Genomic DNA, 23,810 nt, shown 5'->3' on the forward strand with positions numbered 1-23,810 from the left:
ACCCCCCATGTGAATTTAATCGTAAGCCTTGTTGTGATCTCTGCCTTTTAGTGGGATTATGGCAAAGTAAAAGTTAAACCTCAATAAGTAAGGGGCCGAGGTAGAAAAATTCAAAAAGAGTTTACTAACTTTGAATAAACCGAACAATACCAAAAAATGAAGATTTTAAAGAATGTATTGATGCTCTTGGGCGTCTTTTTTGTCGTGAGTACTTTGATATTTGCCGTACAAAATAATGTAGAACCGAGTAAGGGAGATGCCGATGTAAGCGAAAACGAGATTGAAGTAAACGATAAGAACGTTGCGGAATCGTATCGAATTTCGGCCATAGATATTCCTGAAGACTTGAACTTTGCAGGTGAAATGGTGCCTCAGGAAGACCCTGAGATCATGGAGCGTGTCGACCGTGAGTTTTTGGTAAACACCTATTGGCAGTCGAATGCCGTACTGTTGATCAAAAGGGCGAACAAATATTTTCCGATAATCGAGCCTATTTTGGCAAAAAACGGAATCCCCGACGATTTTAAATATTTGGCGGTTGCCGAAAGCGGATTGCAAAATGTGGTGTCACATGCCGGTGCGGCCGGTTTTTGGCAGATTATGAAGGCTACAGGAAGGGAATACGGCCTAGAGGTGAACAGTAACGTAGACGAACGTTATAACCTCGAAAAAGCTACAGAAGTGGCTTGTGCCTACTTAAAAAGACATTACAACAAGTACGGCAGTTGGACCTTGACTGCGGCTTCGTATAACGCTGGTGCCGGTGCTATAAACAAATACTTGGGTATTCAGCAGGTAAGCGATTATTACGATTTGTTACTGGGGCAGGAGACGGGAAGATACGTGTTCCGTATTATGGCCATAAAGGAAATATTGAGCCATCCTGAGAAATACGGCTTCGATATAGACGAGGAAGATATGTACAAGCCCGTTCCGACCTTCAAAGTTGAAATCGATGAGCCTGTATTGAGTTTTGCCGATTTTGCGCAGCAATACGAAATCAACTACAAAATTTTAAAGAGACACAATCCTTGGCTTAGAGAAGCGCATTTGAACAATAGTTCGCGCAAAAAATACACTATAGAAATACCGAACAAAGGGTATTATAGGGTAGGTAAGTAGCCAAACATCTTCGATGCGGTTATCTTAAATTGGATTAGAGACCGTTTTATTGCATAATTTGAGCCATCTTTATGGAATAACGGGCCCGGATCGTCTTGATGATTCGGGCCGTATTCAAATTGATGGATTCTATCCTTACTTTTATTCATAAGAACTTATGGTTGGTGCTTTTAGCAGTCAACTACATCCTCGTCATTGCCCTTTCTTTTTTTATTCTTTTAAAGAACAAGAATCCCGTTAAGACCCTTTCATTCTTGTTCGCCCTTGCCGTACTCCCTTTTTTGGGTTTGGTGGTTTATTACTTATTCGGGCAAGACTATAGGAAATCTAAAATTTTCGAAAAAAAATACTTTCTCGACAATGAGCGGATCAAAGATTGGCGGGCCAATTTTAAATTGGACCAAGAGGAGCGTGACGATTTTGAGGAAACCTATGGCGAGGGAATCTTTAAGGTCTATAAGCTTCTTAAAAACAATCAAAAAGCGGTTCTGACCTTTGACAATGATGTAGAGCTGTTGATCAATGGGGAAGAAAAGTTCAAGCGGTTGCGAGACGATTTGCGGAATGCAAGCGTGTGTATTCATATGGAATATTTTGTGTTGTTTTCCGATGCTTTGGGAAATGAAATCATGAATATCCTTATGGATAAGGCCCGTGAAGGCGTAAAGGTAAGGCTGGTGTACGACGATGTGGGAAGCAATATTGCCAATAGTATGAAACGGAAAATGACCAAGGCGGGGGTGGAGCACTACGCTTTTATGCCGGTTCTGTTTTCGAACTCCACGGGAAAGCTAAATTATAGGGACCATCGGAAAATAGTTGTCATAGATGGAATAATAGGTTATGTAGGGGGAATCAATATGGCGCAGCGATATGACAATTCGTATGACAACCCAAGGTACTGGCGTGATACCCATTTAAGGCTGAGGGGCGGGGCGGTAGGCTCGCTACAATCGTCTTTTTTGTTGAATTGGAATTTTGCCTCGAACAATGAGATCGAAATTGAAAAAGCCTTCTTTCCGAAGGAAAAACCACAAACGGAAAGACCGGTCGCCGTGCAGATTGCGGCAAGCGGACCCGACACCGATTGGGCCAATATTATGGAAGCTATTTTTTCGGCTATTAGTTCCGCAAAGGAACGCATCTATATCACCTCGCCCTATTTTATGCCTAACGATGCCATATTAACGGCCTTGGCTACAGGGGCAAGGAGTGGCCTCGATGTGCGTGTCATCATTCCGTACGAGTCGGATTCGTGGGCGGCACAATATGCTTCGGATTCGTATATCGCATACTGTCTTGAATCGGGAATAAAAATCTACCGCTATCACAAGGGCTTTATACACGCAAAGACTATGGTCATAGACGATATCTTCTCTACAGTGGGTACCGCTAACCTTGATTATCGCAGCTTCTCGATCAATTTTGAGATAAACGCCATGCTTTACAGTAAAGAAATCAACCGTCGGCTGACAGAGGTTTTCTTTGACGATTTGAAAGCGTGTGAAGAGGTTGACCTGGTGCGCTGGAACAATCGCGGACTGGTGCGTAAACTGAAAGAGTCGTTCAGTAGGCTTTGGGCACCTTTACTTTAATCGCAAGTTTAAAAAAAGGCCTAGACCTTTAGTGTTTCCTTCGGCTAAATTTTCTTCATCTGCTGTTGCATCATCTTGATTTGCTCGGTAAGCATATTGCTCTTATCGAGTTTTTTGGCTTCTTGGAGCAGGGTAGTGGCCTCACGTTTTCTACGCTTTTGCATGGCAATACCTGCAAGGCTTAATTTGGCCATGGCGATATCGTAGTCCATTGTGAGTCCTAATTTCAAGGCCTTTTTAAAGTACTTTTCGGCCTGTGTCAAGTTTTTTTGTGAGTGTATGATACCATGAAGGTAATTGAAATAGCCTTGTTGTTTGGTGATTAGGGCCGCCTCTGGATTTTTGATTTTGCTCAACCATTTTTCCGTGCCCTCAAGGTCTTGCTTCCTCATTCTTAAAAAGGCCAAGAGAATGATTTCGTTTCTAAAATAGAGGAATATAAAAATGAGGGATAAAAGAATGAGAAAGATTCCGTTGCCAATGTTGCCCTCGATGAATTGATATACGGCGTATGCGATTATAAGTCCTGCTATGACCAGTTTAAGATTTTTGTTAAACATGTGTATTAATTATTGATCGGTTCGTTTAAATTATCTATGAGTTCGTAGGTAATGGAAGATTGTATGGTCGTGGGGATTTCTTGGTCGCCCATTTGGGTCATGGTCGAAGACCCGTTTGAGAGTCCCTCCACGGTCATTTTTTTTACAAAACCAGTAGAGACATCCGTAATTATCTGTGTTTTTTGTGAGCCGTCGAGCTTCATGGTCGTGGCCAATTCGGTAACATCCATGTGTACCTCGGCAGAACCGTCTATAGTGGCCGTGTCAGCGGTGAGCCCTTTTAGGGTCCATGTGTTTTGGCTCTCTAATTTTCCAGTGTATTTGTTTTTCCAGGTATCGCCTATACGTACTTTTTTCTTCGGATAGATATAGGTCATCTGTTCGTAACTTTTTGAAAGTGCTTCCGAACCAAATTCTTTCTCCAAGGATTTTTTCATCATTTTCAATGAAAATTCGTCCGTAAGTCCTGAAGCCTCGGCCATTTTCACTACAAGGCTATCTCCTCCCTTTACTTCGATGATATTGCCTGTTTTGGCCAAAAGAATGTTGACCGGTCTGTTGAGCAGACTGTTGAATATTTGCGATTGCATATCGTCGGGAGCGACTTCCTTGGCCCGTACGTTTAATAATTCCCCTTGTATACTCGATTTCATATTGAGGTTGAGGTCCTTGAATTTCAAGGCGATTTTATAAGTGGAATCCCTTACCTCCAGTACTTTGAATTCAAGAATACCGTTAATTTTGTTGGTCATTACATGACTGGCCCCGTCGAGCTCTTGGGTGATGATCTGCTCGGCGTTTTGTTTTATGGTGAAGACGGCATTTTTCTCCAGTTTGTACTCGAGCTTTGTCTGGGCTAAGGAGATGGTACTTGACAGAACAATAAAAATAATGCCAAAAAAGTTTCTCATAGATTGATTTTAGTGCTAAAATCCGATTTTGGCAAAAGTAATAAAAACCTATCGCTAGGCGGCAGGCATTCAATAAAAATATTTTTCTAAATGTATTTGCTAGAGAGAAAACTCTTTGTATATTTGCGCCCAGTTTTAGCGAGCGGTTTCGCAAACTAGTATCACAAAACGAAAAGGATAATACAATGCCCGGACAGAAAAGAACATATCAGCCTTCGAAAAGAAAAAGAAGAAATAAACACGGATTTAGGGAGCGTATGGCGTCCGTAAACGGAAGAAAAGTTTTAGCTCGTAGAAGAGCTAAAGGAAGAAAAAAACTTTCTGTATCCTCTGAGCCGAGACATAAGAAATAATGATATTATTTTTTTAAGAAATATATAGGTGTTACTTTTTATAAGTAACACCTTTTTTTATGTCAGGTTTGTCCTGATATTTGTAACAATTTTTTGCCAAAGCCTTAAAGAATACAACTAATGCCCAAAAGAAAAGATTTAAAGTCAATACTACTGATCGGTTCCGGTCCCATTGTAATAGGTCAAGCCTGTGAGTTTGATTACTCAGGTTCACAAGCTTTGCGAAGTCTTCGTGAAGATGGTATAGAGACCGTTTTGATAAATAGCAACCCTGCTACCATTATGACGGACCCCACCATGGCGGATCACGTTTATCTAAAGCCCTTAACCACCAAATCAATAGTTGAGATTTTAAAGGAACATCCCCAAATCGATGCGGTATTGCCTACTATGGGAGGGCAAACGGCCTTAAATTTGTGTATTGAAGCTGATGAAAAGGGTATTTGGAAAGATTTTGGCGTAGAGATCATAGGGGTCGATATCAACGCGATCAACATTACGGAAGACCGTGAGAAGTTTCGTGAACTGATGTTGAAAATCGGTGTTGGGATGGCACCCCAAGCTACGGCTACCTCATTCCTGAAAGGGAAGGAGATAGCCCAAGAATTTGGTTTCCCATTAGTGATTAGGGCATCATATACCTTGGGTGGGGCAGGAGCTTCGATAGTTTACAAACCGGAAGACTTTGATGAGCTGTTAAGTCGCGGACTCGAAATATCGCCCATTCATGAGGTAATGATCGATAAGGCCCTTATGGGGTGGAAAGAGTACGAGCTTGAGTTGCTCCGTGATAAAAACGATAACGTTGTCATTATATGTACCATTGAGAATATGGACCCTATGGGGATACATACGGGTGACTCCATAACCGTGGCACCGGCAATGACACTTTCTGACCGGACTTTCCAAAAGATGCGGGATATGGCCATTCATATGATGCGCAGTATCGGTGACTTTGCAGGGGGGTGTAACGTTCAGTTTGCGGTTAGCCCAGATGAAGAAGAAGATATTATTGCCATAGAGATCAACCCAAGGGTTTCGCGCTCTTCGGCATTGGCTTCAAAGGCAACGGGTTATCCTATTGCCAAAATAGCTTCTAAATTGGCCATTGGTTACAATTTGAACGAGTTGGACAACCAGATTACGAAATCTACATCGGCATTGTTCGAACCCACCCTCGATTATGTTATCGTAAAGATACCGAGATGGAACTTTGATAAGTTTGAAGGTTCAGACCGTACATTAGGACTTCAAATGAAGTCGGTAGGTGAGGTAATGGGTATTGGACGTTCCTTTCAGGAAGCCTTGCATAAGGCAACACAATCCTTGGAAATAAAAAGAAACGGTCTAGGTGCCGACGGTAAAGGCTACACCAATTATGACCAAATCATTCAAAAACTGACGATTCCTAGTTGGGACAGGGTTTTCGTGATTTACGATGCCATTCAATTGGGTATTCCATTGGGTAGGATACACGAGATTACCAAAATAGATATGTGGTTCTTGAAACAGTACGAAGAACTTTATCTCTTGGAAAAGGAAATCTCTACCTATACCATTGCTACCTTGACCAAGGAATTGATGCTGGAAGCCAAGCAAAAAGGTTTTGCCGATAGGCAAATTGCCCATATGCTCGATTGCTACGAGAGCGAGGTGCATAAAAAACGAACCGAGGAGATGAATATCAACAGGGTGTATAAATTGGTCGATACCTGTGCCGCCGAATTTAAGGCGATGACCCCATATTACTATTCTACTTTTGAAGAAGAAATAGAAAAGCCCGACGGAACCCGATATGTTGAGAACGACAGTATCGTTACCGATCGTAAAAAAATTGTAGTGCTTGGTTCTGGTCCCAATCGAATAGGGCAGGGTATAGAATTCGATTACTGTTGTGTTCACGGTGTGCTTGCCGCTGCCGAATGTGGCTACGAGACCATCATGATCAATTGTAACCCTGAAACGGTTTCTACCGATTTTGATACGGCCGACAAACTTTACTTTGAGCCGGTTTTCTGGGAGCATATCTACGATATTATCCGTCATGAGAAGCCTGAAGGCGTTATTGTACAGCTAGGCGGGCAGACCGCATTGAAACTTGCGGAGAAATTGGAGAAATACGGTATTAAGATTATCGGAACCAGTTTCAAGGCACTGGACCTTGCGGAAGACCGTGGTAGTTTTTCCGAGCTTTTAAAAGCAAACGACATTCCGTTTCCACAGTTCGGGGTTGCAGAAACTGCCGATGAAGCCTTGGCCTTGGCCGATGAACTTAACTTTCCGTTGTTGGTAAGACCTTCGTACGTGTTGGGTGGGCAAGGAATGAAAATTGTCATAAACAAAGAGGAGCTAGAGGAGCATGTTGTAGATCTTCTTAGAAAAATACCGAATAATAAATTGTTGTTAGACCATTATTTGGATGGCGCGATAGAGGCGGAAGCCGATGCCATTTGTGATGGGGAAGATGTTTATATTATTGGTATTATGGAACATATAGAGCCTTGTGGTATTCACTCGGGCGACTCTAACGCAACACTGCCTCCGTTCAATTTGGGCGAGTTTGTAATGCAGCAGATAAAAGACCATACCAAGAAAATTGCCTTGGCCTTGAACACCGTAGGTTTGATCAACATTCAATTTGCCGTAAAAGACGACATGGTGTATATCATAGAAGCGAATCCACGTGCTTCTAGAACCGTTCCTTTTATTGCCAAAGCTTATAAGGAGCCTTATGTGAATTATGCCACCAAGGTCATGTTAGGGGATAAAAAGGTCAAGGATTTTGATTTTAACCCACAGCTTAAAGGTTTTGCCATTAAGCAACCGGTCTTTTCCTTTAATAAGTTCCCGAATGTAAACAAAAACCTAGGGCCTGAAATGAAGAGTACGGGCGAGAGCATTCTCTTTATCGACAGCCTTAAAGATGATCAGTTTTATGATCTTTACGGTCGAAGAAAAATGTACTTAAGCAAGTAAAATTGCTTATTGGAAGAGTGTAAAAGGTCGTGGTAATTGTTTGCCGCGACCTTTTTTTATAATTTACCTTGGGCGTAACGTCTCCTGATTTCCTTTTTGTCGAATTTGCCCACGCTGGTCCTTGGCACTTGGCCTATGAACAAATATTTTTCCGGGATTTGATAATTGGCGAAGTCACGACTTAAAAATTCTTTTAACTCGTAATTTGTTACCCTTTCGTTTCTATCGTGGAGCACGATAACGGCCAAGGGTCTTTCTGACCATTTTTCATCGGGTATGGCAATCACGGCCGCTTCTTTTATTTTCGGGTGGGCCATTAAGGTCGTTTCCAAGGCAACGCTAGAGATCCATTCGCCCCCACTTTTGATTAGGTCTTTTGTTCGGTCGGTAATATGCATATAACCATCTTGGTCGACAGTACTTACGTCTCCGGTTCTAAACCATCCGTCATTGGTGAAATTGTCGCGGTTCTTTGTTTTAAAATAAGAACTGATGACCCAAGCTCCCTTAACTTGTAGTTCGCCCATTGTTTTGCCGTCCCTTGGGGCGACGTTTCCGTTGTTGTCTACAATACGCATTTCAATACCGGGAAACTCTATGCCTTGTTTTGCCCGTATCCCCACCTTTTTGTCTTCACTTAAGTCTTGATGTTGGGGCTGTAGTCGGCTTACGGTGCCTAGGGGCGACGTTTCCGTCATTCCCCAAGCGTGGACCCCTCTAATGCCAAAATCCTTCTCCATGGCCTTTATTAGGCTTGCGGGAAGCGCGGACCCCCCGACCAGATACTCTTCCAAATCTAATTTGGGCCTAGGGGGATTTTTTTTCATGCTCTCATAGATTCCCATCCAGATTGTAGGCACACCATTGGCCTTGGTGACCTTTTCTTTTTGTAAAATTTTGATCAATGCCTCGGGTTGTAGGTTTGATGAGGGCAAGACCATATCAGACCCCGTAAGAAGACATAGGTACGGATATCCCCAGGCCATAACGTGAAACTGGGGAACAATGAGCAGTACGATATCGGAGTTGCTGTAGTTGGCGGCATTGGGCGTGGAGATGGTCAGGGCATGTAGGTAGGTAGACCTATGGGTGTAGAGCACACCTTTGGGCAGCCCCGTTGTACCACTGGTATAGCACATGCCGCTTGCGTCGTTTTCGTTTAGGGTAGGCCATTGAAATTCTTCCAATTGTCCTGCCAGTATATCTTCGTAATGTAAAACATTGGGCAATGTGGTGTTGAAATTTTCTGGTGCGTTTAGAATAATAAAATGCTCTACGGTTTCCAGTTTCCCGGCAATTTTTTCAAGTAAGGGTACAAGCGTCGCGTCTACAAAAATAACCTTGTCTTCCGCGTGGTTGATTATAAATTCGGTCTGTTGTGATGAAAGCCTGATGTTGATGGTGTGGCAAATGGCCCCAATACCGGGTACGCCGTAGTATAGTTCTACATGTTGGTAATGGTTCCAGGCAAAGGTGCCGACCATATCGCCTTTTTTTACCCCGAGGGTATTGGTAAGTGCATTGGCCAATTGCATGCAGCGTTTGTGAAGGTCTCCAAAGGTGTATTCATGCCTGGAGGCATCGGGCAAATAACTGATGATTTTTTTGGGCTTAAAAGCGCTGTTGCCATATTCAAGAATAGTGGTCGTAGTGAGCGGGTAATCCATTATTAATCCTTCCATAGGCTATCGGGGTTAAATCGTTGGGCCAGTTTTCCTAAAGTTACTGATTTTTTGTTACGTAGGGGAAAGTAGGAGGGGGAGGGTCAATTGTACCAAACAGCGTAACGTTTCCTACGCAGTTCAAGGGCCAGGGTTTCTTCCATTTTTAGGGCCGCGGCCCGTGTGGTCAATGGTTTAATATGATTGTATAGGCTGGGCCTAAGGTAGGATCCGTATTTCTTTACGATGGTTGAAGCTAGGCGGTGTCCCTTTTTATTTACATAACCCGTTTTGTGCTGTTGGAAGCGCTCTTTCGGGGTTTTGCTGGTCATTCCTACATATAAACATTCTAAGACCCCGTTGAATTGTGGATTGGCTTCGCGAAAACGCCGATTTTCAGTAAACACCTTTTTTGACAGCTCTATTACGTAGATATGATATTGGGTTCTGGCCATTTGGAGCGAAGTTTTATTGGGAAAGATTGATTTCTTCCTTCGGAAGGTGCTTAAAGATTGTCTCTAGGAATTCGGGAAGATTGTAGGGTTTGTGAATAATATCGTCAATGCCTGAATTGAGTATTTCCTTTTTGCTCTCGTCCAACTCTACGGCAGTTAACGCAATAATCGGAATGTCTTTATCGAATTCACGTATCAATTGGGTGGCTTCCATCCCGTTCATGTTCGGCATATGTATGTCCATGAGTATCAAATCGTAGTCATTGGCTTTGCTCATGGCCACGGCTTGGGCGCCATCATCTGCCAAACTCGATTCAATATGGTGTTTTTCTAAGGTTTTTTGCGTTACTTTTTGGTTGATTCTATTATCGTCGACAATAAGCACTTTATTGGTCCGTCTATTTTCAGTTGATGCACTTCCTTTAGGTAAATTGGCGATAGGGCTTTCATTAGCCTTTTGGCTCTCACTGTATCTTTTGAGATTTAGGCGAAAACTGAATTGCGACCCTTTGCCCGGGGTACTATCGAGTTCAATTTTGCTTTGGTAGAGCTTCAATATTTTTTTTACGATGGTAAGGCCGAGCCCCGTACCTGTATAATTGAGGTTTTTGTTTTCGATTTGGGTGAATTCATTGAAAATGTCTTTTTGCATATCCAATGGAATTCCAAGACCGTTGTCCTTTATGACAAATTGGGTGTAGTAGGTGTCGTCATCTATGGCTTCAACAAGAACAAGCTTTAGCCAAATGTCACCGTTTTCTGTAAATTTTATGGCGTTCCCAACTAAGTTTATAAGCACTTGCGATAATCTTATTGGATCTCCAATAAGGTGGTTCGGCAGTTTGTCGTCAATGTGTAAATGTAGGGTGTTATTGTTTTGTTGCAGGGTTGATTCGAAGGAACGTACAATATTTTTTATGAGCGTGTCTAGCTCGTAGGGTATTTTTGACAAGGTAATGGCTTCGGCATCCATCTTGCTTAATAAGAGTACGTCATTGATCAAGGCCAGGAGGTAATCGGCCGAGAATTTTAGGGAATCGAGATCATCTGCATAATCTTTGAGTTTTTCGTCTTCTTTTAAAATTCTCGATATACCTATAACTCCGTATAGGGGGGTTCGAAGCTCATGGCTGACCGTAGAAAGAAACTTGGTCTTGATCGTCGAAAGTTTCTCGGCCTTGGCATGGGCGATACTCAGTTGTTTGTTCTTTGCTCGGAGGTTGTTGATGTATTTTCTTCGGGTCTTGAAGAATACGATTATGATGAGCAGGGTGATAATGAGAATAACAACGGCAATAATAAGTACCGTGGTCAGTGTTTTTGATTTTGAGATCAATTGTTCTGAGTATACTTTTTCCTTTAGGGCCGATTCAAGGTCTTTTTGGGCCTGTTCCAAATTGAATTTGGCCCTGGCCTTTTCGGTCTCTTCCACTTTTTTAAGGGTGTATGCCTTTTGCTTGAACTGGTTGTGTTTGTCTAGGTTGGTAAAGGCTTTTCGGTAGTCGTCCGTTTCACTGTAGAGTTTGGCTAAATTGTCGTAGGCTTCAATGGCCAAATCGGTATTGTTGTTCTTATCGGCGGTTAAGGCGATGTTCTCTAGTTTTTGGGCGGCGGCATCGTACTCTTTCTTTATTAGGTAATACTTGCCGTATAAAAGGTCTATATAAAGTTTGTCAAGGGAATCGACTTCCTTTGCAGACAGATCTTCCGCTTTTTGAAGATAGGTATAGGCCTCGTCTATTTGTTTGTTGTCGAGGTAGGTCCAGATGAGGTTTACATAAGTGAGGTAAACTTCATCGTAGTCTTGGTTCTTTTCATTTATGTCGATGCTTTCCTTAAAGAAGCGGACCGCTTTTTCATAGGTGGCCTTATTGTCGGAATACAAAATGCCTAAATTCAGGGTTCCCCATGCTATAAGACTATCGGCGTGTGTGGCCCGGGCCAGTTCCAGTGCCTTTTCGGAATAAATCCTTCCCTGCACACTATCGTCCGTCTCGGAATAGATTCCACCTAGTATATCATAGCCTAAAAACTCGTAGTATTTGTAATTGAACTCCTTTCCTTTTTCTACTAGGGCCGAAGCGTATTTTATGGCTTCTTTATAGTTGTATTCGTCGTAGGCGTCATTCGATCGGTTGACGTACAATTCTAAGGTATCTCTTTTCCAATCCGTGGCCTCTTGGGCTATTCCATTAGTATACAGCGCAAGGAAAAAAATGAATACTAGTGGTTTTGATATCCTCATGTTCACATTGGGGCCGGTATAGGGTTGTACGGTCGGCCTTTTCGGCAAGCTAAGATAAGAATTTGCTTCTCAAATTATCGGCAAGCGGCCAATAGATCGATAGATGGCATGGGCATTCAAAAAAAATAGTGCGACTGAAAACGGGTTATTCGCCCTCTATGTTTACACCTTCCGTGGTAAAGGAGAAAGCTTGTGCACCCAATCCGCCGACCATAACGGCTTGAAACAAGGGGTTTAACGGGCGCTTGGCATACCAATCGATAATAAAGTTGGCACCGCTGCCACCGGAATTGTCTTGTTGTTCTATAACGTAATCGATAGATTCCATAGGGCGGAGGTAGATGGTTTGGTCTATATAGCTCCTTACAAGGTCGCCCCCGGTATTGTAGTAATCTATTTTTGAAATGAAGAGACTGTCTTTAAGGCTGGTATTCCTGATGCTTAACGTAGCCGTCAATAAGGTTCTGGAGTCTCTGGTCTGATTGTAGATATCAGAGTAAATAGGTACGTAAACCTGTTTTAAAAGAGGGTCGACGGCATTACCGTCGACCCTTCTGTTTAATGTATGTTCATCGAGTACCGGTATCGGCTTTTCCTCCTCGGGTCGTTTACACGACATGGACAACAAAACAAGAACAAGTACAACTGCTATTGATTTCAGACTATTTTCAATAGCGTAAAAATATATGCCGTAGCGGTATTTCCCTATCATTTCAGCATTCTAGTTTTATGGTATCCATGTTTTGGTAAGCCTTTTTAGGCTACTCCCATTCGGTATGGAAAATACCTTCTTGGTCAAGGCGTTCATACGTGTGAGATCCGAAGAAATCACGTTGCGCCTGTATAAGGTTCAAAGGCAATCGACTTGATGTATAGGCATCGAAATAGGTCAATGAGTTTGTCAGTCCCGGCATCGGGATACCGTTTTTGGCGGCATGTGCTACCAAGGTTCTGGCCGAGGTTACCGTACCCTTGATTTTCTCGACGAAATTCGGGGAAAGCAATAAGTTCGGTAAGTCTTTATCGGCTTCAAATGCCTCGGTGATGTCGGCCAAAAGACCGGCCCGAATGATACAGCCCGCACGCCAGATTTTGGCAATGGTGGCAATATCTAGATCGTATTTGTATTCTCTTGAGGCATCGGCCAATTGGTGCAAGCCTTGGGCATAGGTAATGATGAAAGAGAAGTAAAGGGCCTCTTCGGTCAGCTTGGCCAATTCTTCTTTATCTAAAATTGCCACTTCTGGGCGACCATATAGTTTTTCGGCTTCGGTTCTTTCGGCTTTGAGTGCCGATATTTCACGCATACTTACCGCAATGTCAATGGAAGGGACCGGTATACCTAAGTCCATGGCATTTTGACTCGTCCATTTCCCTGTTCCTTTTTGTTTTGCTTTGTCTAAAATCTGATCTACGAGATGACCTTTGTCTGCGCCCAGTTCATCTTTTTGTTCCAGAATTTTAGAGGTGATTTCCACTAGAAAAGACTGCAGACGACCTTGGTTCCATTTCGAAAAGGTATCGTGCATTTCTTCATTGGAAAAGTTGCCTGCTTTTTTAAGCAAATCATAAACTTCTGAAGTGAGCTGCATTAAACCATATTCTATACCATTGTGAACCATTTTTACATAGTTGCCAGATGATTTTGGACCTAAATAGGCTACACAAGGCTCCCCTTTATATTTTGCGGATACCGCTTCAAAAATAGGTTTAATGTGTTGGTAGGCCGATTTTGATCCGCCGGGCATAATACTGGGGCCCAGTCGGGCACCTTTGGCGCCACCCGAAACTCCCGCGCCAAAGAAATTGATGGCCTTGTCATGAAGGTAGGCTTCTCGTCGGTCGGTATCGGTAAAGAAAGAATTTCCTCCATCGATAATAATATCACCTCGGTCTATATGCGGCAAGAGACTTTCGATGACCGAGTCTACGATTTTTCCGGCCGGAACCAAAAGCATGATTTTTCTAGGCTGTTTCAGGGCTTGAACGAAGGTCTTTATATTGGTGGATGCATTCACCTTGGCTTCGTGGCCGCCTTCCTCCTTTAATGCCGCTACTTTTTCCTGATCCAGGTCGTAGCCGAACGCAGAGAATCCGTTATCGGCAACGTTTAAAATGAAGTTACGTCCCATAACACCGAGACCTATCAATCCAAAATCATATTTTCCTTCCATTTTCTATATTTAAAATTACACGATCGGCCCTAAAATTGTCATATTCGGGCAATACGACCAAAATTAAGCGAAATAATTGAAATGTAAGATTATCTTAGGGTAAACTCGTTGGTATTGCTGCATCTTTTCGATACTTTTAGCCTTTCAAATCGTATAAGGATACCATCTCATTATGAATAAAACAGAAAACCAGATTCTTGTGATATTTGGCGCCTCTGGCGACCTTACAGCAAGAAAACTCGTACCTGCACTTTTTAATCTTTATTTAGCAGGTCAACTTCCCGAAAATTTTGTGGTATTGGGGGCCAGTAGAAGTGATATGACCGATAACGCGTTTAGAAATAAAGTGGTTTTGGAAAGTACATATCTAAAGACAAAGATAAAAGAGCATAGCGACGACTATATAAAAGCATTCGCCAATAAATTTTTCTATGAAGATTTGGGGGGTAGCTATGATACGGATTATGGTCGCCTACGTAAAAGGGTAGAAGACCTTAAGAACAAATATCAGACTTCGGGAAATATCATCTATTACCTTTCTACGCCTCCGACCTTATATGAAACCATAGCGCAGCGATTGGCAGATGCGGGAATGAGCACGCAGAACAACGGTTGGAAACGTATGATCGTTGAAAAGCCTTTCGGTTATAGCCTTGAGACCGCAAAACAGCTGAACCAGGGGTTACAACAGTTCTTTGAAGAGCACCAGATTTACCGAATTGACCATTATTTGGGCAAAGAGACCGTTCAGAACCTATTGGTGACGCGATTTGCCAATAGCATTTTTGAACCCCTTTGGAACCGTAACTATATCCACCACGTAGAAATTACCAATGCCGAGAGTGTCGGTGTTGAAAAACGGGGAGGGTATTACGACAAGTCGGGCGCGTTGCGTGACATGTTCCAGAACCATTTGCTCCAAATCGTTTCCTTGATCGTAATGGAGCCGCCGATCAGCGATGCTCCCGAAGATATTAGGAACGAGAAAGTAAAGGCGCTCAAGTCGCTTAGGGTCATGAAAGATGAGCAAGAATTGTTCGATAACACCATAAGGGCGCAGTATACCAGTTCGGTTATAGACGGTGAGCCCGTGAAAGGATACCGTGAGGAAGAAGGGGTCGACAAAAATTCAACTACCGAAACCTATGCGGCCATCAAGTTTTTTGTGGATAACTGGAGATGGAAAGATACGCCTTTCTACGTGCGTACCGCCAAGAGAATGCCAACGAAGGTTACCGAAGTGGTCATACATTTTAAAACACCACATCATCAGGTGTTTCAAGAATCGGGATTGGACAATAAGGACAATAAACTGGTCATAAGAATACAGCCAGACGAAGGCATTTTGATAAAATTCGGGGTAAAAGTGCCCGGCCAAGGTTTTAAGGTCGAACGTGCCAACCTTGACTTCTACTATTCCAGTTTGGCGGAAACCCATGTGATGGAGGCCTATGAACGCCTGCTTCTAGATGCTATGCAGGGTGACGCTACCTTGTACGCCAGGGCCGATGAGGTTGAAGCAGCTTGGGAATTCGTGGATCCGATCTTAAAGTATTGGGAAAGTGGTAAAGACGTACGCATGTACGGGTATGCGGCAGGGGTCTGGGGACCCGAAAATTCAAATGAGCTGATAGACGGTATAGGCGAATGGAGAAACCCGGGAGCGAGTTTGACCGATGATCCGGGCTTTTGTGTCATATGCTAATAGGGGTTTATGGCCATTGGTCCAAAGCTTTGCGTATAAATTGTAAAAAACGACTATGGATTTAAAGATATATCAAGATAAAAACGAGGTTGCCGAAGCGTTTTCGGCCTATTTTGCCGAGCAAGTGAAGCAAAACGATACTTTTCATGTGGCCCTTTCGGGCGGAAGTACCCCAAAAATAGTTTTTGATGAACTGGCCGATAAGTTTGGTAGACAAATCGATTGGTCTAAGGTGCATTTGTACTGGGGAGACGAGCGTTGTGTGCCCCCGACCGATGATGAAAGCAACTATAAGATGACGGTAGAACACCTGTTGTCTAAAATTGAAATTCCTGAAGGAAACATCCATCGCGTTCATGGGGAAGATGAGCCCCAAGGCGAAGCCGAACGATATGCAAGGGAATTGAAATCGGGGCTTCCGGCCAAAAACGGTTTCCCTCAATTTGACCTAGTGGTTTTAGGTATGGGCGATGACGGCCATACCGCTTCTATCTTCCCCCATGAAATAGAACTTTGGAATTCAGAACATCTATGTGAAGTGGCCGTACACCCCGAATCGGGGCAAAGGCGCATCACTATAACGGGCAATCTGATCAATCACGCAAAGACCGTTGCTTTCTTGGTGACCGGTGAAGGAAAAAAGGAAAAAGTAGGCGAAATTCTCGGTAGCGATGGTGGTTCCGTCACTTATCCGGCCCACTTGGTGGCCCCAACCTCGGGCAATCTATTGTGGTTCTTGGATCAAGCGGCGGCCGATAAGCTTACCTAAGGTCGAGCTTTACGTTTTCATTGGCCAGAAGGTCGAGGTGTTCCTCTATTTTAAATTGGGACGAGTCGAATTGGGTATCCCTTGAGAAAGCCTCTTCTTTTCTTTGTTTGCTTCGGGCGAATCGTCTAACGCCTTGCTCGTTCTCTAACAATAGACCGGGCACGGGTACGCTTTTTCCGTTTTCGTCCTTGGCTACCATGGTAAAGTATGAGGAATTGCAATGGCGCTTGGTGCCGGAGGTGATGTTTTGCGATTCTACCCGAACCCCTACGACCATAGAGGTCTTACCGGTGTAGTTTATGGAAGCGCGCAAGGTTAACAGCTCACCGACTTCTACCGGATGAAGGAAATCGACCCGATTGACCGATGCGGTCACACAATATCTTTGAGAGTGTTTTGAGGCACATGCAAAGGCAATCTGGTCCATTAGGTTTAGAATGTGTCCACCGTGGACCTTCCCACCAAAATTAGAGTGGGAGGGAAGCATTAGTTCGGTTATTGAAACTCTTGAATCGTTAGCACTCTTGAATTTTTCCATTAGTTTCTAAAATGAGGTGATTGTTCTTTTTCTACTTTGGTTACAAAATATTTGCTATCTCCGAGCCAAAGAAAAGTAGCAAAGCGTTCAACATAATGCAACTTTACGTATTGTCCTTGGTACTGCTGAAGCTGTTCAATCACTTCTTTGTCTTTGTCCAATATGGAAAATGAAAAGATCTGGGCACCTGATATGCCTTGACTGATCTCTCCTTCCCAAGTTTTGACGATAACACCTTTGTGGCTGATTTTGATAAGCTCGCCCGAACGTATTCCGTTGCTATAGGGTACGAAGTAAATGAATGCGTACACTATGGCGAATAGGGCTAAAATAATGCCCAAGCTAATAAAGAGCGACTTTTTCATGTTTCTAGTTTTAGGTCGCTTTCAAAGTCATCTTCTTGAGCGCGTTTAAGTATGGGTTCGGGAATCGATTTTTTTGCTTTTGCTCCCATTTTTTTCAATTTTTCAATACTGATGACAATATTTCCACGGCCTTCGACCAGTTTGTTCATGGCGCCTTTGTATTCCGATTTGGCCTCGTCCATTTTCTTGCCCACTTTGGTCAGGTCGTTTACGAAACCTTCGAACTTATCATATAGGGCCCCGGCCTGTCGAGCTATTTCCAAGGCGTTACGCTGTTGTTTTTCATTGTTCCACATACTGTCAATGGTACGTAATGTAGCCAATAAGGTCGATGGCGTAACGATGACGATATTTTGTTCGAAGGCCTTGCTGTAAAGTGTACTGTCATTATTGATGGCAATGGCAAAAGCGGGTTCTATGGGCACGAACATGAGTACGAAATCCGGACTCTCCATGGCGTAAAGGTCTTCGTATTTTTTGGCGGAAAGCTGGTCGACGTGCCTTTTTAGGGAATTGATATGGTCTTTTAGGAATTTATCACGTAAATCGTCTTCGGCATTTACAAACCGCTCGTAATCCGTTAACGATACTTTGGAGTCGACCACCATTTTCTTGCCATCGGGAAGGTGTATGATCACATCGGGAAGCACCCTCGAACCATCTTCCCTGGTAAAACTTTGCTGAACGGTATATTCGCGGTCTTTTTCCAATCCTGATTTTTCAAGCACGCGTTCCAGTACCAACTCGCCCCAATTCCCTTGCATTTTACTGTCGCCTTTCAAGGCTTTGGTAAGGTTTTCGGCCTCTTGGGTGATTTTCAGGTTTTGGCTCTGAAGATTTAAAAGTTGCTCCTTTAATGCGGAATGTATGCTGATATTTTCTTTTTGGCTCTCTTCTACCTTCTTCTCAAAAAGCTGTATTTTCTCATTGAGGGGCGTCAAAATATCCTTAATGTTCTTCTCGTTGCGTTCGGTGAATTTTAGGCTTTTTTCCTCTAAAATTTTATTGGCGAGGTTCTCGAATTCTTTGGTGAATTTTTCCTGTAGTTTTTCAACCTCTTCTTTTTGCTCCCTATTTTTCAGCTGAAGATTTTCCAAATCGGCCTGATAACGGACAATTTGGTTGCCTAATTGTTCCTTTTCATCCTGTAAACGGGTTTTGTGCGCTTCGCTATCTTTCAATCGCGCCTCCAATACATTGAGGTTGGCATGCAGTTGTTGCTCCCGTTCTTCAAGGGCACTCTGGCTCGACTTCGTCTTTAGGTTCTGAATATAATTTCCTAAAAAATAGCCTATGGCAAGGCATAGTAATCCGATTAATAAGTAAATAAGGTAAACGTTCATCTTCCTGGTAAAATGTTCAGGGTAAAGATACGAGATTGGTATTAAAACGGAACACTGCCCTTGGGTTACTTTTTTATTCTAAAAGATCCCGTTTTTGGGTCGAAAACAACAGTGTCGGAAGGAAACAAAGATTCAAAGGCCTTTTGTGTGATAAGTTCGCAAGGTTGTCCGAAATGGTTCGACTTCCCATCTAAGAGAAGCATTTTGTCGCAAAGTTGAATCGCCATCTCAATTTCATGAGTGGTAAAAACCACTGTTTTTTTTGTGGTGTGCGCTATGGTGCGCAGTAATTTTAATATTTGCACCTTATGGTAGAGGTCTAAATGGGTCGTAGGCTCATCTAAGAGAATGATATCGGTGTCTTGGGCCAAGGCCCTGGCGATCATGACCCGTTGTAACTGTCCGTCGCTCAGTTCAAAACATTTTTTGTCTTTTAAGTCGCTCAACTCTAGCGCTTCAAAGGCCTCGCTTATCTTTTTTTTGTCGATATCGGTCAGTTTGCCCAGCCAATTGGTGTAGGGTTGCCTGCCTAATGCTACCAATTCTAGAACGGACAAATTTTTAGAGGCGATGGGCTCCGTTAAGACCATGCTTATTTCAGACGATAACTCTAAGGGGGCATAGGCTTCCAAAGGTTTTTTTTTGATGATCAATTGCCCTGAAAGAAGGGGTTGGGCGTTGCCCAGGGTCCGTAACAAGGTAGACTTGCCGATACCGTTGATCCCCACGATGGCGGTTAACTCGCCTGGTACCAAGGCAAAGTTGATGCCTTTTGCTATTACATGGGTTCCGTAACCAATGGCAAGGTCTTTCGAGAGAAGCGTAGTATGTTTGGTTGTATAGGCGACGACAGTAGGTGTTAAAGTTGTTTCTTGATGTATTTAGGCAATTTAGAGATGCTTCTGATCTTGATGTTCTTGTAATACACCTCGCAGGCCTCCGATTGAAATTGGATCTTTCCTTTGGTCAGTGCGCTTGCAACACCATTTTTGTCATATTCCTTTGCATTTTGGAGTACCATTACCACCTTTCCATTAACAATATGGTAGGCTTTGTCGTTTATGCAAATAAGTTCTAGGCGGCTCCATTCCCCATGGGGATTTTCAAAATTGGCCATTCTCCTGCAACGTCCGTCGGCCCCTGTCTTAAAAGTATGTACTTCTCCCTTTGGATCGTAGAACCAAAATTCTTTTCCGTTTTCCTTGCGTTTTGAAGCTTTGATATCCATACTTACACCGGCTAAAGGGAAAAAGTCGCCACAATCGGTTTCTTGTACCTGCATTTCCGGGGCCTTCATCCAAACGTTCCAGAATTGTCCGTGTGGTTCTTGGGCATGGTAAAGAACCCCACTGTCCCTCTTGTCTTTAAGGCGGGGTTCGTATTTTTTGGTGCCCCATTTGATATCAAAGACCAAGTGGTAGTTTTCGTATTCTTGTTTGGTGCTTAAGCCCCCATAGATCTGGCCGCTTACATTGAGAATAGTCTCCCCGTTTTCTTGGCTTGTGGTAAAGACATTCAAGGGGTCGTTGTTGAGTCCGATCGGTGTTCCGTGCATTCCATCACCTTTTTCGTAGCCTTCAAGGTCGAGCGATGTGTGCGGTACCCCTATAAAAACGTCCCAGTTAGATAGGTCTTTGTCGAGAAGCATCTCCCAACCTTTGTCATTTTTTTGCGCATTTAGGTTAATGGCAACACTGCTTAAAAGAAGAAAAAGAAAAGTCAATTTGGTTTGCATAGGGTTGGGTTTACTATAAATAGTTTGTAAAAAATAGGTTTTAAAATAATTGTTGAACGTAAAACTATCTAATTGCCCCTCTTTGGGGTATAACATATGATCATATCTGTATAATGTAAAGTTTATTATGTTGTGTTTTGGGTCAAAACACCATTTTTCTTTTTCTTAACAATAACCAGATTACCACTGGGGCACCAAAAATACTGGTAATGGCATTTATAGGCAAAACATTGGCATTGTTTGGCAGTTGGGCTATGGTATCACAAACCAGCATTAAGATGGCACCATAGGCCAATACGGCCGGAACCAAGATGCGATGCTCCGTAGTATTGAAAACCTGACGGGTCAAATGGGGAACTGCCAAGCCGATAAATGCAATGGGCCCGGCAAAAGCGGTAATGCCGCCGGCCAAGAGTCCGGTCGCAACAATGATCTTGAACCGAGAACTCACCAAATTGATGCCAAGGCTACGGGCGTAATTTTCACCTAGCAAGAAGGCGTTTAAAGGTTTAATGGAAAGCACACTTAGAAATATGCCCAAACAGACCAAGGTCAGTAATAGGAGCAATTGGTGCCAAGAAAGATTCCCTACGCTACCAAAGGACCAATAGACGAATTGTTGCAGTTTTTCAGCTTGGGTAAAATAAGACAAAACACTTACAATGGCTGCAGTAATGCTACCGAACATAAGGCCTATGATCAAAAGGGCCATACTATCCTTTACCTTTCGGGCGATAAGAAGAACACAGAACAGCACTAAAAAACTTCCCGTGCTAGAGGCAAGGGCAAGGGAAACATCGTTGATCAGGGTAATACCGAGCCACGAAGTAAAAGTGGCCGATCCCATTATTAAGATGGCCGCGCCCAAACTGGCGCCGGAACTGATACCTAGTACGAAGGGGCCTGCCAAAGGGTTTCTGAACAAGGTTTGCATCAGCAATCCGCTCAAGGCGAGTCCGCTACCCACCAATAGGGCCGTAAAGGCCTTGGGCAGTCTATAGTTCCAAATGATGTACTCCCAGGCCGTGTTTTCCAAGCTTCCTCCGAAAATGGAATGTAAGGTTTTGGAAACGGGAATGGAAACCGACCCTAAACAGATGTTGATAATAAAGGTAATTACCAAAACAAGCAGTAGGAGTAAAAAGGAAGTGCGATATGTTTTTTGGACTTGCACTTATTCAAGAGGTTTAAAAAAGAAGGGTTCGTAATCGGGAAGCAATTCCGGATGGAAAATGTGAATAAGGTCTTTTAAGACCAAATCGGGTTTCATCGGTGCCATTTCGTAATATAGGAGCCCCCCTGTACTGCCCTTTGCCAAGGTGTTCGAGAATATATTTTTATTCTTAAAGGCCTTGAATTGTGTATAGTGGGCGTTGGCTTTTTCCATTTCAGAATAGGAGGTGATCATTGAGGGGTTGAGCCAGTAGTCGGCCTGTTGTGATTTGGCCAGAACGGCTTCTAGGCTAAGTGAAATCCCTCCGGTTTCGGTGTCGTCTTTGTAGAGGTAATCGGCTTTTGCATCTTCTAGAAATTGGGCCATCCAACTTTTGCCCCCTGCTACGTGCCAAACATCTTTGTAGAGTCCCCCGGTAAGTACGGTAGGCCTTGTTTTGACCTTGGCTACAAGGGCCTTGGTTTTTTGATATGAATTTTCAATCGCATTAAAAATACTATCGGCCTTGGCCTCAAGTTGAAAAAAAGGTGCGAAAAATTTGATCCATTCCGCTTTTCCGAGAGGGGACTCCTCGGTCCAATCCCCGTTGAGGACCACGGGAATGTTGGAATGGGCTATGGTTTCATAGGCCTTGTTCCTATTGTTCATGCCAAAGCCTATAACGACTTCAGGATTAAGGCTGATGGTGATTTCCGTATTGATACTTTCATTATTCCCCAACTCCTTTACACTACCATCCAATATCCGTTTACGGGTATATTCAGAAGAAATCAAATCCGTATTCGGAAAGCCCACCAGCCTGTCGGCCACCCCTAGGGCTTCAAGTGAGGGAATATGGGTTGTGGAGGTAACCACCAAACGTTCTATCGGAACGGCCACGATAGCGTCGTATGCTTCGCTGTTCAAGGTGATGGAGGCCATCTTTTCTTTGTCGACCAAGGCGTATTTAAAGGTTTTTTCCGAGCCTGGCCATGGCGATGATACGGCAATAACGGTAAACCCTTCGGCTGCTTTTTCAATGGAAAAACCAGTAGCATGCGTAATCTTGGTTATGGCAGGTAAGCTAGTGGTAATCGAGGTGCTTTCTTTTTTCTCCCTTTTACAGGAAAGAACCAAGGCGCATAGGGCAATGAAAACAATTTTCTTCAATTTTTTTTGTCTTATGGGTCTCAAGAATGGGTGAAATGTATCAATGGGCTAAAGGTACAGTCTTTCTTTTCCAAGAAAAAAAGACAAATGGAATTTTATTTATTTTCTGTCTATCAATTGATTCTGAGGAAGTAAAAGGAGAAGGGACAGTTTATAAGGGAAATTCGTCTGGACAACGTCAATTGTTCGCTATATTTGACTTTCAAAAAAATGATATGAAAAAAATCTTATTGGTTTTGGTCTTGGCTGTATTCGCTTCCTGTAGCGATGATGAAAAAGTGGATTATGTAGCAAAAAATGAACAGGAAATCAAGGAATACATTGAAGAGAACAATCTTGACGCCAAGAGAAGCGCTAGCGGTCTTTACTATGTGGTAGAAGAAGAGGGTACAGGCTTTCGGCCTACGGCAACCTCAAATGTCACCGTGGCTTATAAGGGCTATTTTACCGATAAAGAAGTTTTTGATGAAAGTGAAGCGGAAGGCATCACATTCAACCTATCACAGGTTATCGCCGGATGGACGGAAGGTATCACCTATTTCAAGGAAGGCGGTAACGGCTTGCTGTTGGTACCTGCAGCCTTGGGTTACGGAAATTCGGATAGAAGGGGTATACCCGGCGGGTCTGTACTTGTTTTTGAAGTAGAGCTTATTGCCGTAGAGTAATTTCACAAAAAAAGGTTTTTCTTTTACAGCTTCAAAACCGAAACATTTTTCAGGTGCAATCTTTTCACAAATTATGTACCTTCGCCGCGAATTTAGGTTCGACAGGGTCGTTATGGCCTTGTTGATTAAAAGGGAATCCGGTGAAAGTCCGGAACTGTTCCCGCAACTGTAAGTTCATGCCGAGCTACGCTTGGTGCCTCTTAAGAGGGTGTTGCTTTCTTCAAAACCACTGTCTGCCATAAAGATGGGAAGGTAAAACAACATTGGACAAGTCAGGAGACCTGCCGGATTCAAACAACTAATGTTAAACTTTCG

General features: G+C 43.2%; 21 protein-coding genes and 1 riboswitch. Of the genes, 7 read left to right on the forward strand and 14 right to left on the reverse strand.

All coding sequences use genetic code 11. From position 1 onward, the window contains the following. Nucleotides 1-156 precede the first annotated feature (156 nt). Both B4Q04_RS13120 and cls read left to right on the forward strand, forming a co-directional pair. On the forward strand, nt 157-1,122 hold the full coding sequence (locus tag B4Q04_RS13120; protein WP_013991462.1) for a lytic transglycosylase domain-containing protein: 966 nt from the start codon (nt 157-159) through the stop codon (nt 1,120-1,122). Between the two features lie 122 nt (nt 1,123-1,244). Further along, nucleotides 1,245-2,717, forward strand: a complete 1,473-nt coding sequence (cls, locus tag B4Q04_RS13125; protein ID WP_046287664.1) for a cardiolipin synthase — start codon at nt 1,245-1,247, stop codon at nt 2,715-2,717. Between the two features lie 44 nt (nt 2,718-2,761). Here cls and B4Q04_RS13130 read toward each other — a convergent pair whose 3' ends face one another. Beyond that, complete coding sequence (locus tag B4Q04_RS13130; protein WP_013991460.1) at nt 2,762-3,277, reverse strand: hypothetical protein; 516 nt, start codon at nt 3,275-3,277, stop codon at nt 2,762-2,764. A gap of 5 nt (nt 3,278-3,282) precedes the next feature. After that, nucleotides 3,283-4,188, reverse strand: a complete 906-nt coding sequence (locus tag B4Q04_RS13135) for a DUF6263 family protein (RefSeq protein ID WP_013991459.1) — start codon at nt 4,186-4,188, stop codon at nt 3,283-3,285. Between the two features lie 185 nt (nt 4,189-4,373). On the opposite strand from B4Q04_RS13135, the gene rpmH reads away from it, so the two are divergent. Both rpmH and carB read left to right on the forward strand, forming a co-directional pair. Further along, the gene (gene rpmH, locus B4Q04_RS13140; RefSeq protein WP_072991142.1) at nt 4,374-4,541 is read left to right on the forward strand and encodes a 50S ribosomal protein L34; all 168 of its coding nucleotides are present in this window, start codon (nt 4,374-4,376) and stop codon (nt 4,539-4,541) included. 120 nt (nt 4,542-4,661) lie between these two features. After that, the gene (carB, locus tag B4Q04_RS13145; RefSeq protein WP_013991458.1) at nt 4,662-7,517 is read left to right on the forward strand and encodes a carbamoyl-phosphate synthase large subunit; all 2,856 of its coding nucleotides are present in this window, start codon (nt 4,662-4,664) and stop codon (nt 7,515-7,517) included. 56 nt (nt 7,518-7,573) lie between these two features. Here the strand turns inward: carB and B4Q04_RS13150 are convergent, their stop codons facing one another. The 5 genes from B4Q04_RS13150 to gndA all read right to left on the reverse strand — a co-directional run bounded on the left by B4Q04_RS13150 (nt 7,574) and on the right by gndA (nt 14,052). Beyond that, entirely contained in the window at nt 7,574-9,199 is a 1,626-nt protein-coding gene (locus B4Q04_RS13150) for a long-chain fatty acid--CoA ligase (protein WP_088697072.1), read from the reverse strand. Nucleotides 9,200-9,282: 83 nt separating this feature from the next. Beyond that, nucleotides 9,283-9,633 carry a ribose-5-phosphate isomerase gene (locus tag B4Q04_RS13155; protein ID WP_088697073.1) on the reverse strand — a complete coding sequence of 117 codons (351 nt, stop codon included), beginning with the start codon at nt 9,631-9,633 and terminating at the stop codon, nt 9,283-9,285. Between the two features lie 13 nt (nt 9,634-9,646). After that, nucleotides 9,647-11,926: a response regulator gene (locus B4Q04_RS13160; RefSeq protein WP_088697074.1), complete on the reverse strand. Its 2,280-nt coding sequence runs from the start codon at nt 11,924-11,926 to the stop codon at nt 9,647-9,649. Between the two features lie 97 nt (nt 11,927-12,023). Further along, a complete protein-coding gene (locus B4Q04_RS13165) occupies nt 12,024-12,590 on the reverse strand; it encodes a DUF3124 domain-containing protein (RefSeq protein ID WP_088697075.1) in 567 nt (188 codons plus the stop codon). A 49-nt stretch (nt 12,591-12,639) separates the two neighbouring features. After that, complete coding sequence (gene gndA, locus B4Q04_RS13170) at nt 12,640-14,052, reverse strand: NADP-dependent phosphogluconate dehydrogenase (RefSeq protein WP_013991453.1); 1,413 nt, start codon at nt 14,050-14,052, stop codon at nt 12,640-12,642. 172 nt (nt 14,053-14,224) lie between these two features. Between gndA and zwf the strand changes: the two genes are divergently transcribed. Continuing rightward, nucleotides 14,225-15,757, forward strand: a complete 1,533-nt coding sequence (gene zwf, locus B4Q04_RS13175) for a glucose-6-phosphate dehydrogenase (protein WP_013991452.1) — start codon at nt 14,225-14,227, stop codon at nt 15,755-15,757. Nucleotides 15,758-15,812: 55 nt separating this feature from the next. After that, nucleotides 15,813-16,526 (forward strand): 6-phosphogluconolactonase, encoded by a 714-nt coding sequence (pgl, locus tag B4Q04_RS13180; RefSeq protein ID WP_088697076.1) that lies wholly within the window; start codon nt 15,813-15,815, stop codon nt 16,524-16,526. On the opposite strand, the gene B4Q04_RS13185 is transcribed toward pgl, so the two are convergent. From B4Q04_RS13185 to B4Q04_RS13215, 7 genes are all read right to left on the reverse strand, one after another. Next, a complete protein-coding gene (locus tag B4Q04_RS13185; RefSeq protein WP_013991450.1) occupies nt 16,519-17,064 on the reverse strand; it encodes an acyl-CoA thioesterase in 546 nt (181 codons plus the stop codon). The genes pgl and B4Q04_RS13185 overlap by 8 nt on opposite strands. Beyond that, nucleotides 17,064-17,429 (reverse strand): hypothetical protein, encoded by a 366-nt coding sequence (locus B4Q04_RS13190; RefSeq protein ID WP_013991449.1) that lies wholly within the window; start codon nt 17,427-17,429, stop codon nt 17,064-17,066. Before B4Q04_RS13190 ends, B4Q04_RS13185 begins: the two co-directional genes overlap by 1 nt. Then, nucleotides 17,426-18,772 (reverse strand): DNA recombination protein RmuC, encoded by a 1,347-nt coding sequence (gene rmuC / locus B4Q04_RS13195; protein WP_013991448.1) that lies wholly within the window; start codon nt 18,770-18,772, stop codon nt 17,426-17,428. Before rmuC ends, B4Q04_RS13190 begins: the two co-directional genes overlap by 4 nt. A 65-nt stretch (nt 18,773-18,837) precedes the next feature. After that, nucleotides 18,838-19,572 (reverse strand): ABC transporter ATP-binding protein, encoded by a 735-nt coding sequence (locus B4Q04_RS13200; RefSeq protein ID WP_046287255.1) that lies wholly within the window; start codon nt 19,570-19,572, stop codon nt 18,838-18,840. Between the two features lie 59 nt (nt 19,573-19,631). Next, nucleotides 19,632-20,507 carry a DUF1080 domain-containing protein gene (locus B4Q04_RS13205; protein WP_161496068.1) on the reverse strand — a complete coding sequence of 292 codons (876 nt, stop codon included), beginning with the start codon at nt 20,505-20,507 and terminating at the stop codon, nt 19,632-19,634. A gap of 142 nt (nt 20,508-20,649) precedes the next feature. After that, complete coding sequence (locus B4Q04_RS13210) at nt 20,650-21,681, reverse strand: FecCD family ABC transporter permease (protein ID WP_013991445.1); 1,032 nt, start codon at nt 21,679-21,681, stop codon at nt 20,650-20,652. After that, nucleotides 21,682-22,830 carry an ABC transporter substrate-binding protein gene (locus B4Q04_RS13215; RefSeq protein WP_088697174.1) on the reverse strand — a complete coding sequence of 383 codons (1,149 nt, stop codon included), beginning with the start codon at nt 22,828-22,830 and terminating at the stop codon, nt 21,682-21,684. It abuts the gene before it with no gap. Between the two features lie 215 nt (nt 22,831-23,045). On the opposite strand from B4Q04_RS13215, the gene B4Q04_RS13220 reads away from it, so the two are divergent. Further along, nucleotides 23,046-23,495: an FKBP-type peptidyl-prolyl cis-trans isomerase gene (locus tag B4Q04_RS13220; protein WP_046287662.1), complete on the forward strand. Its 450-nt coding sequence runs from the start codon at nt 23,046-23,048 to the stop codon at nt 23,493-23,495. 77 nt (nt 23,496-23,572) lie between these two features. Continuing rightward, nucleotides 23,573-23,799: riboswitch (cobalamin riboswitch) on the forward strand. Nucleotides 23,800-23,810 lie beyond the last annotated feature (11 nt).

This window comes from Zobellia sp. OII3, from assembly GCF_002211465.1.
Classification (GTDB): Bacteria; Bacteroidota; Bacteroidia; order Flavobacteriales; family Flavobacteriaceae; genus Zobellia; species Zobellia galactanivorans.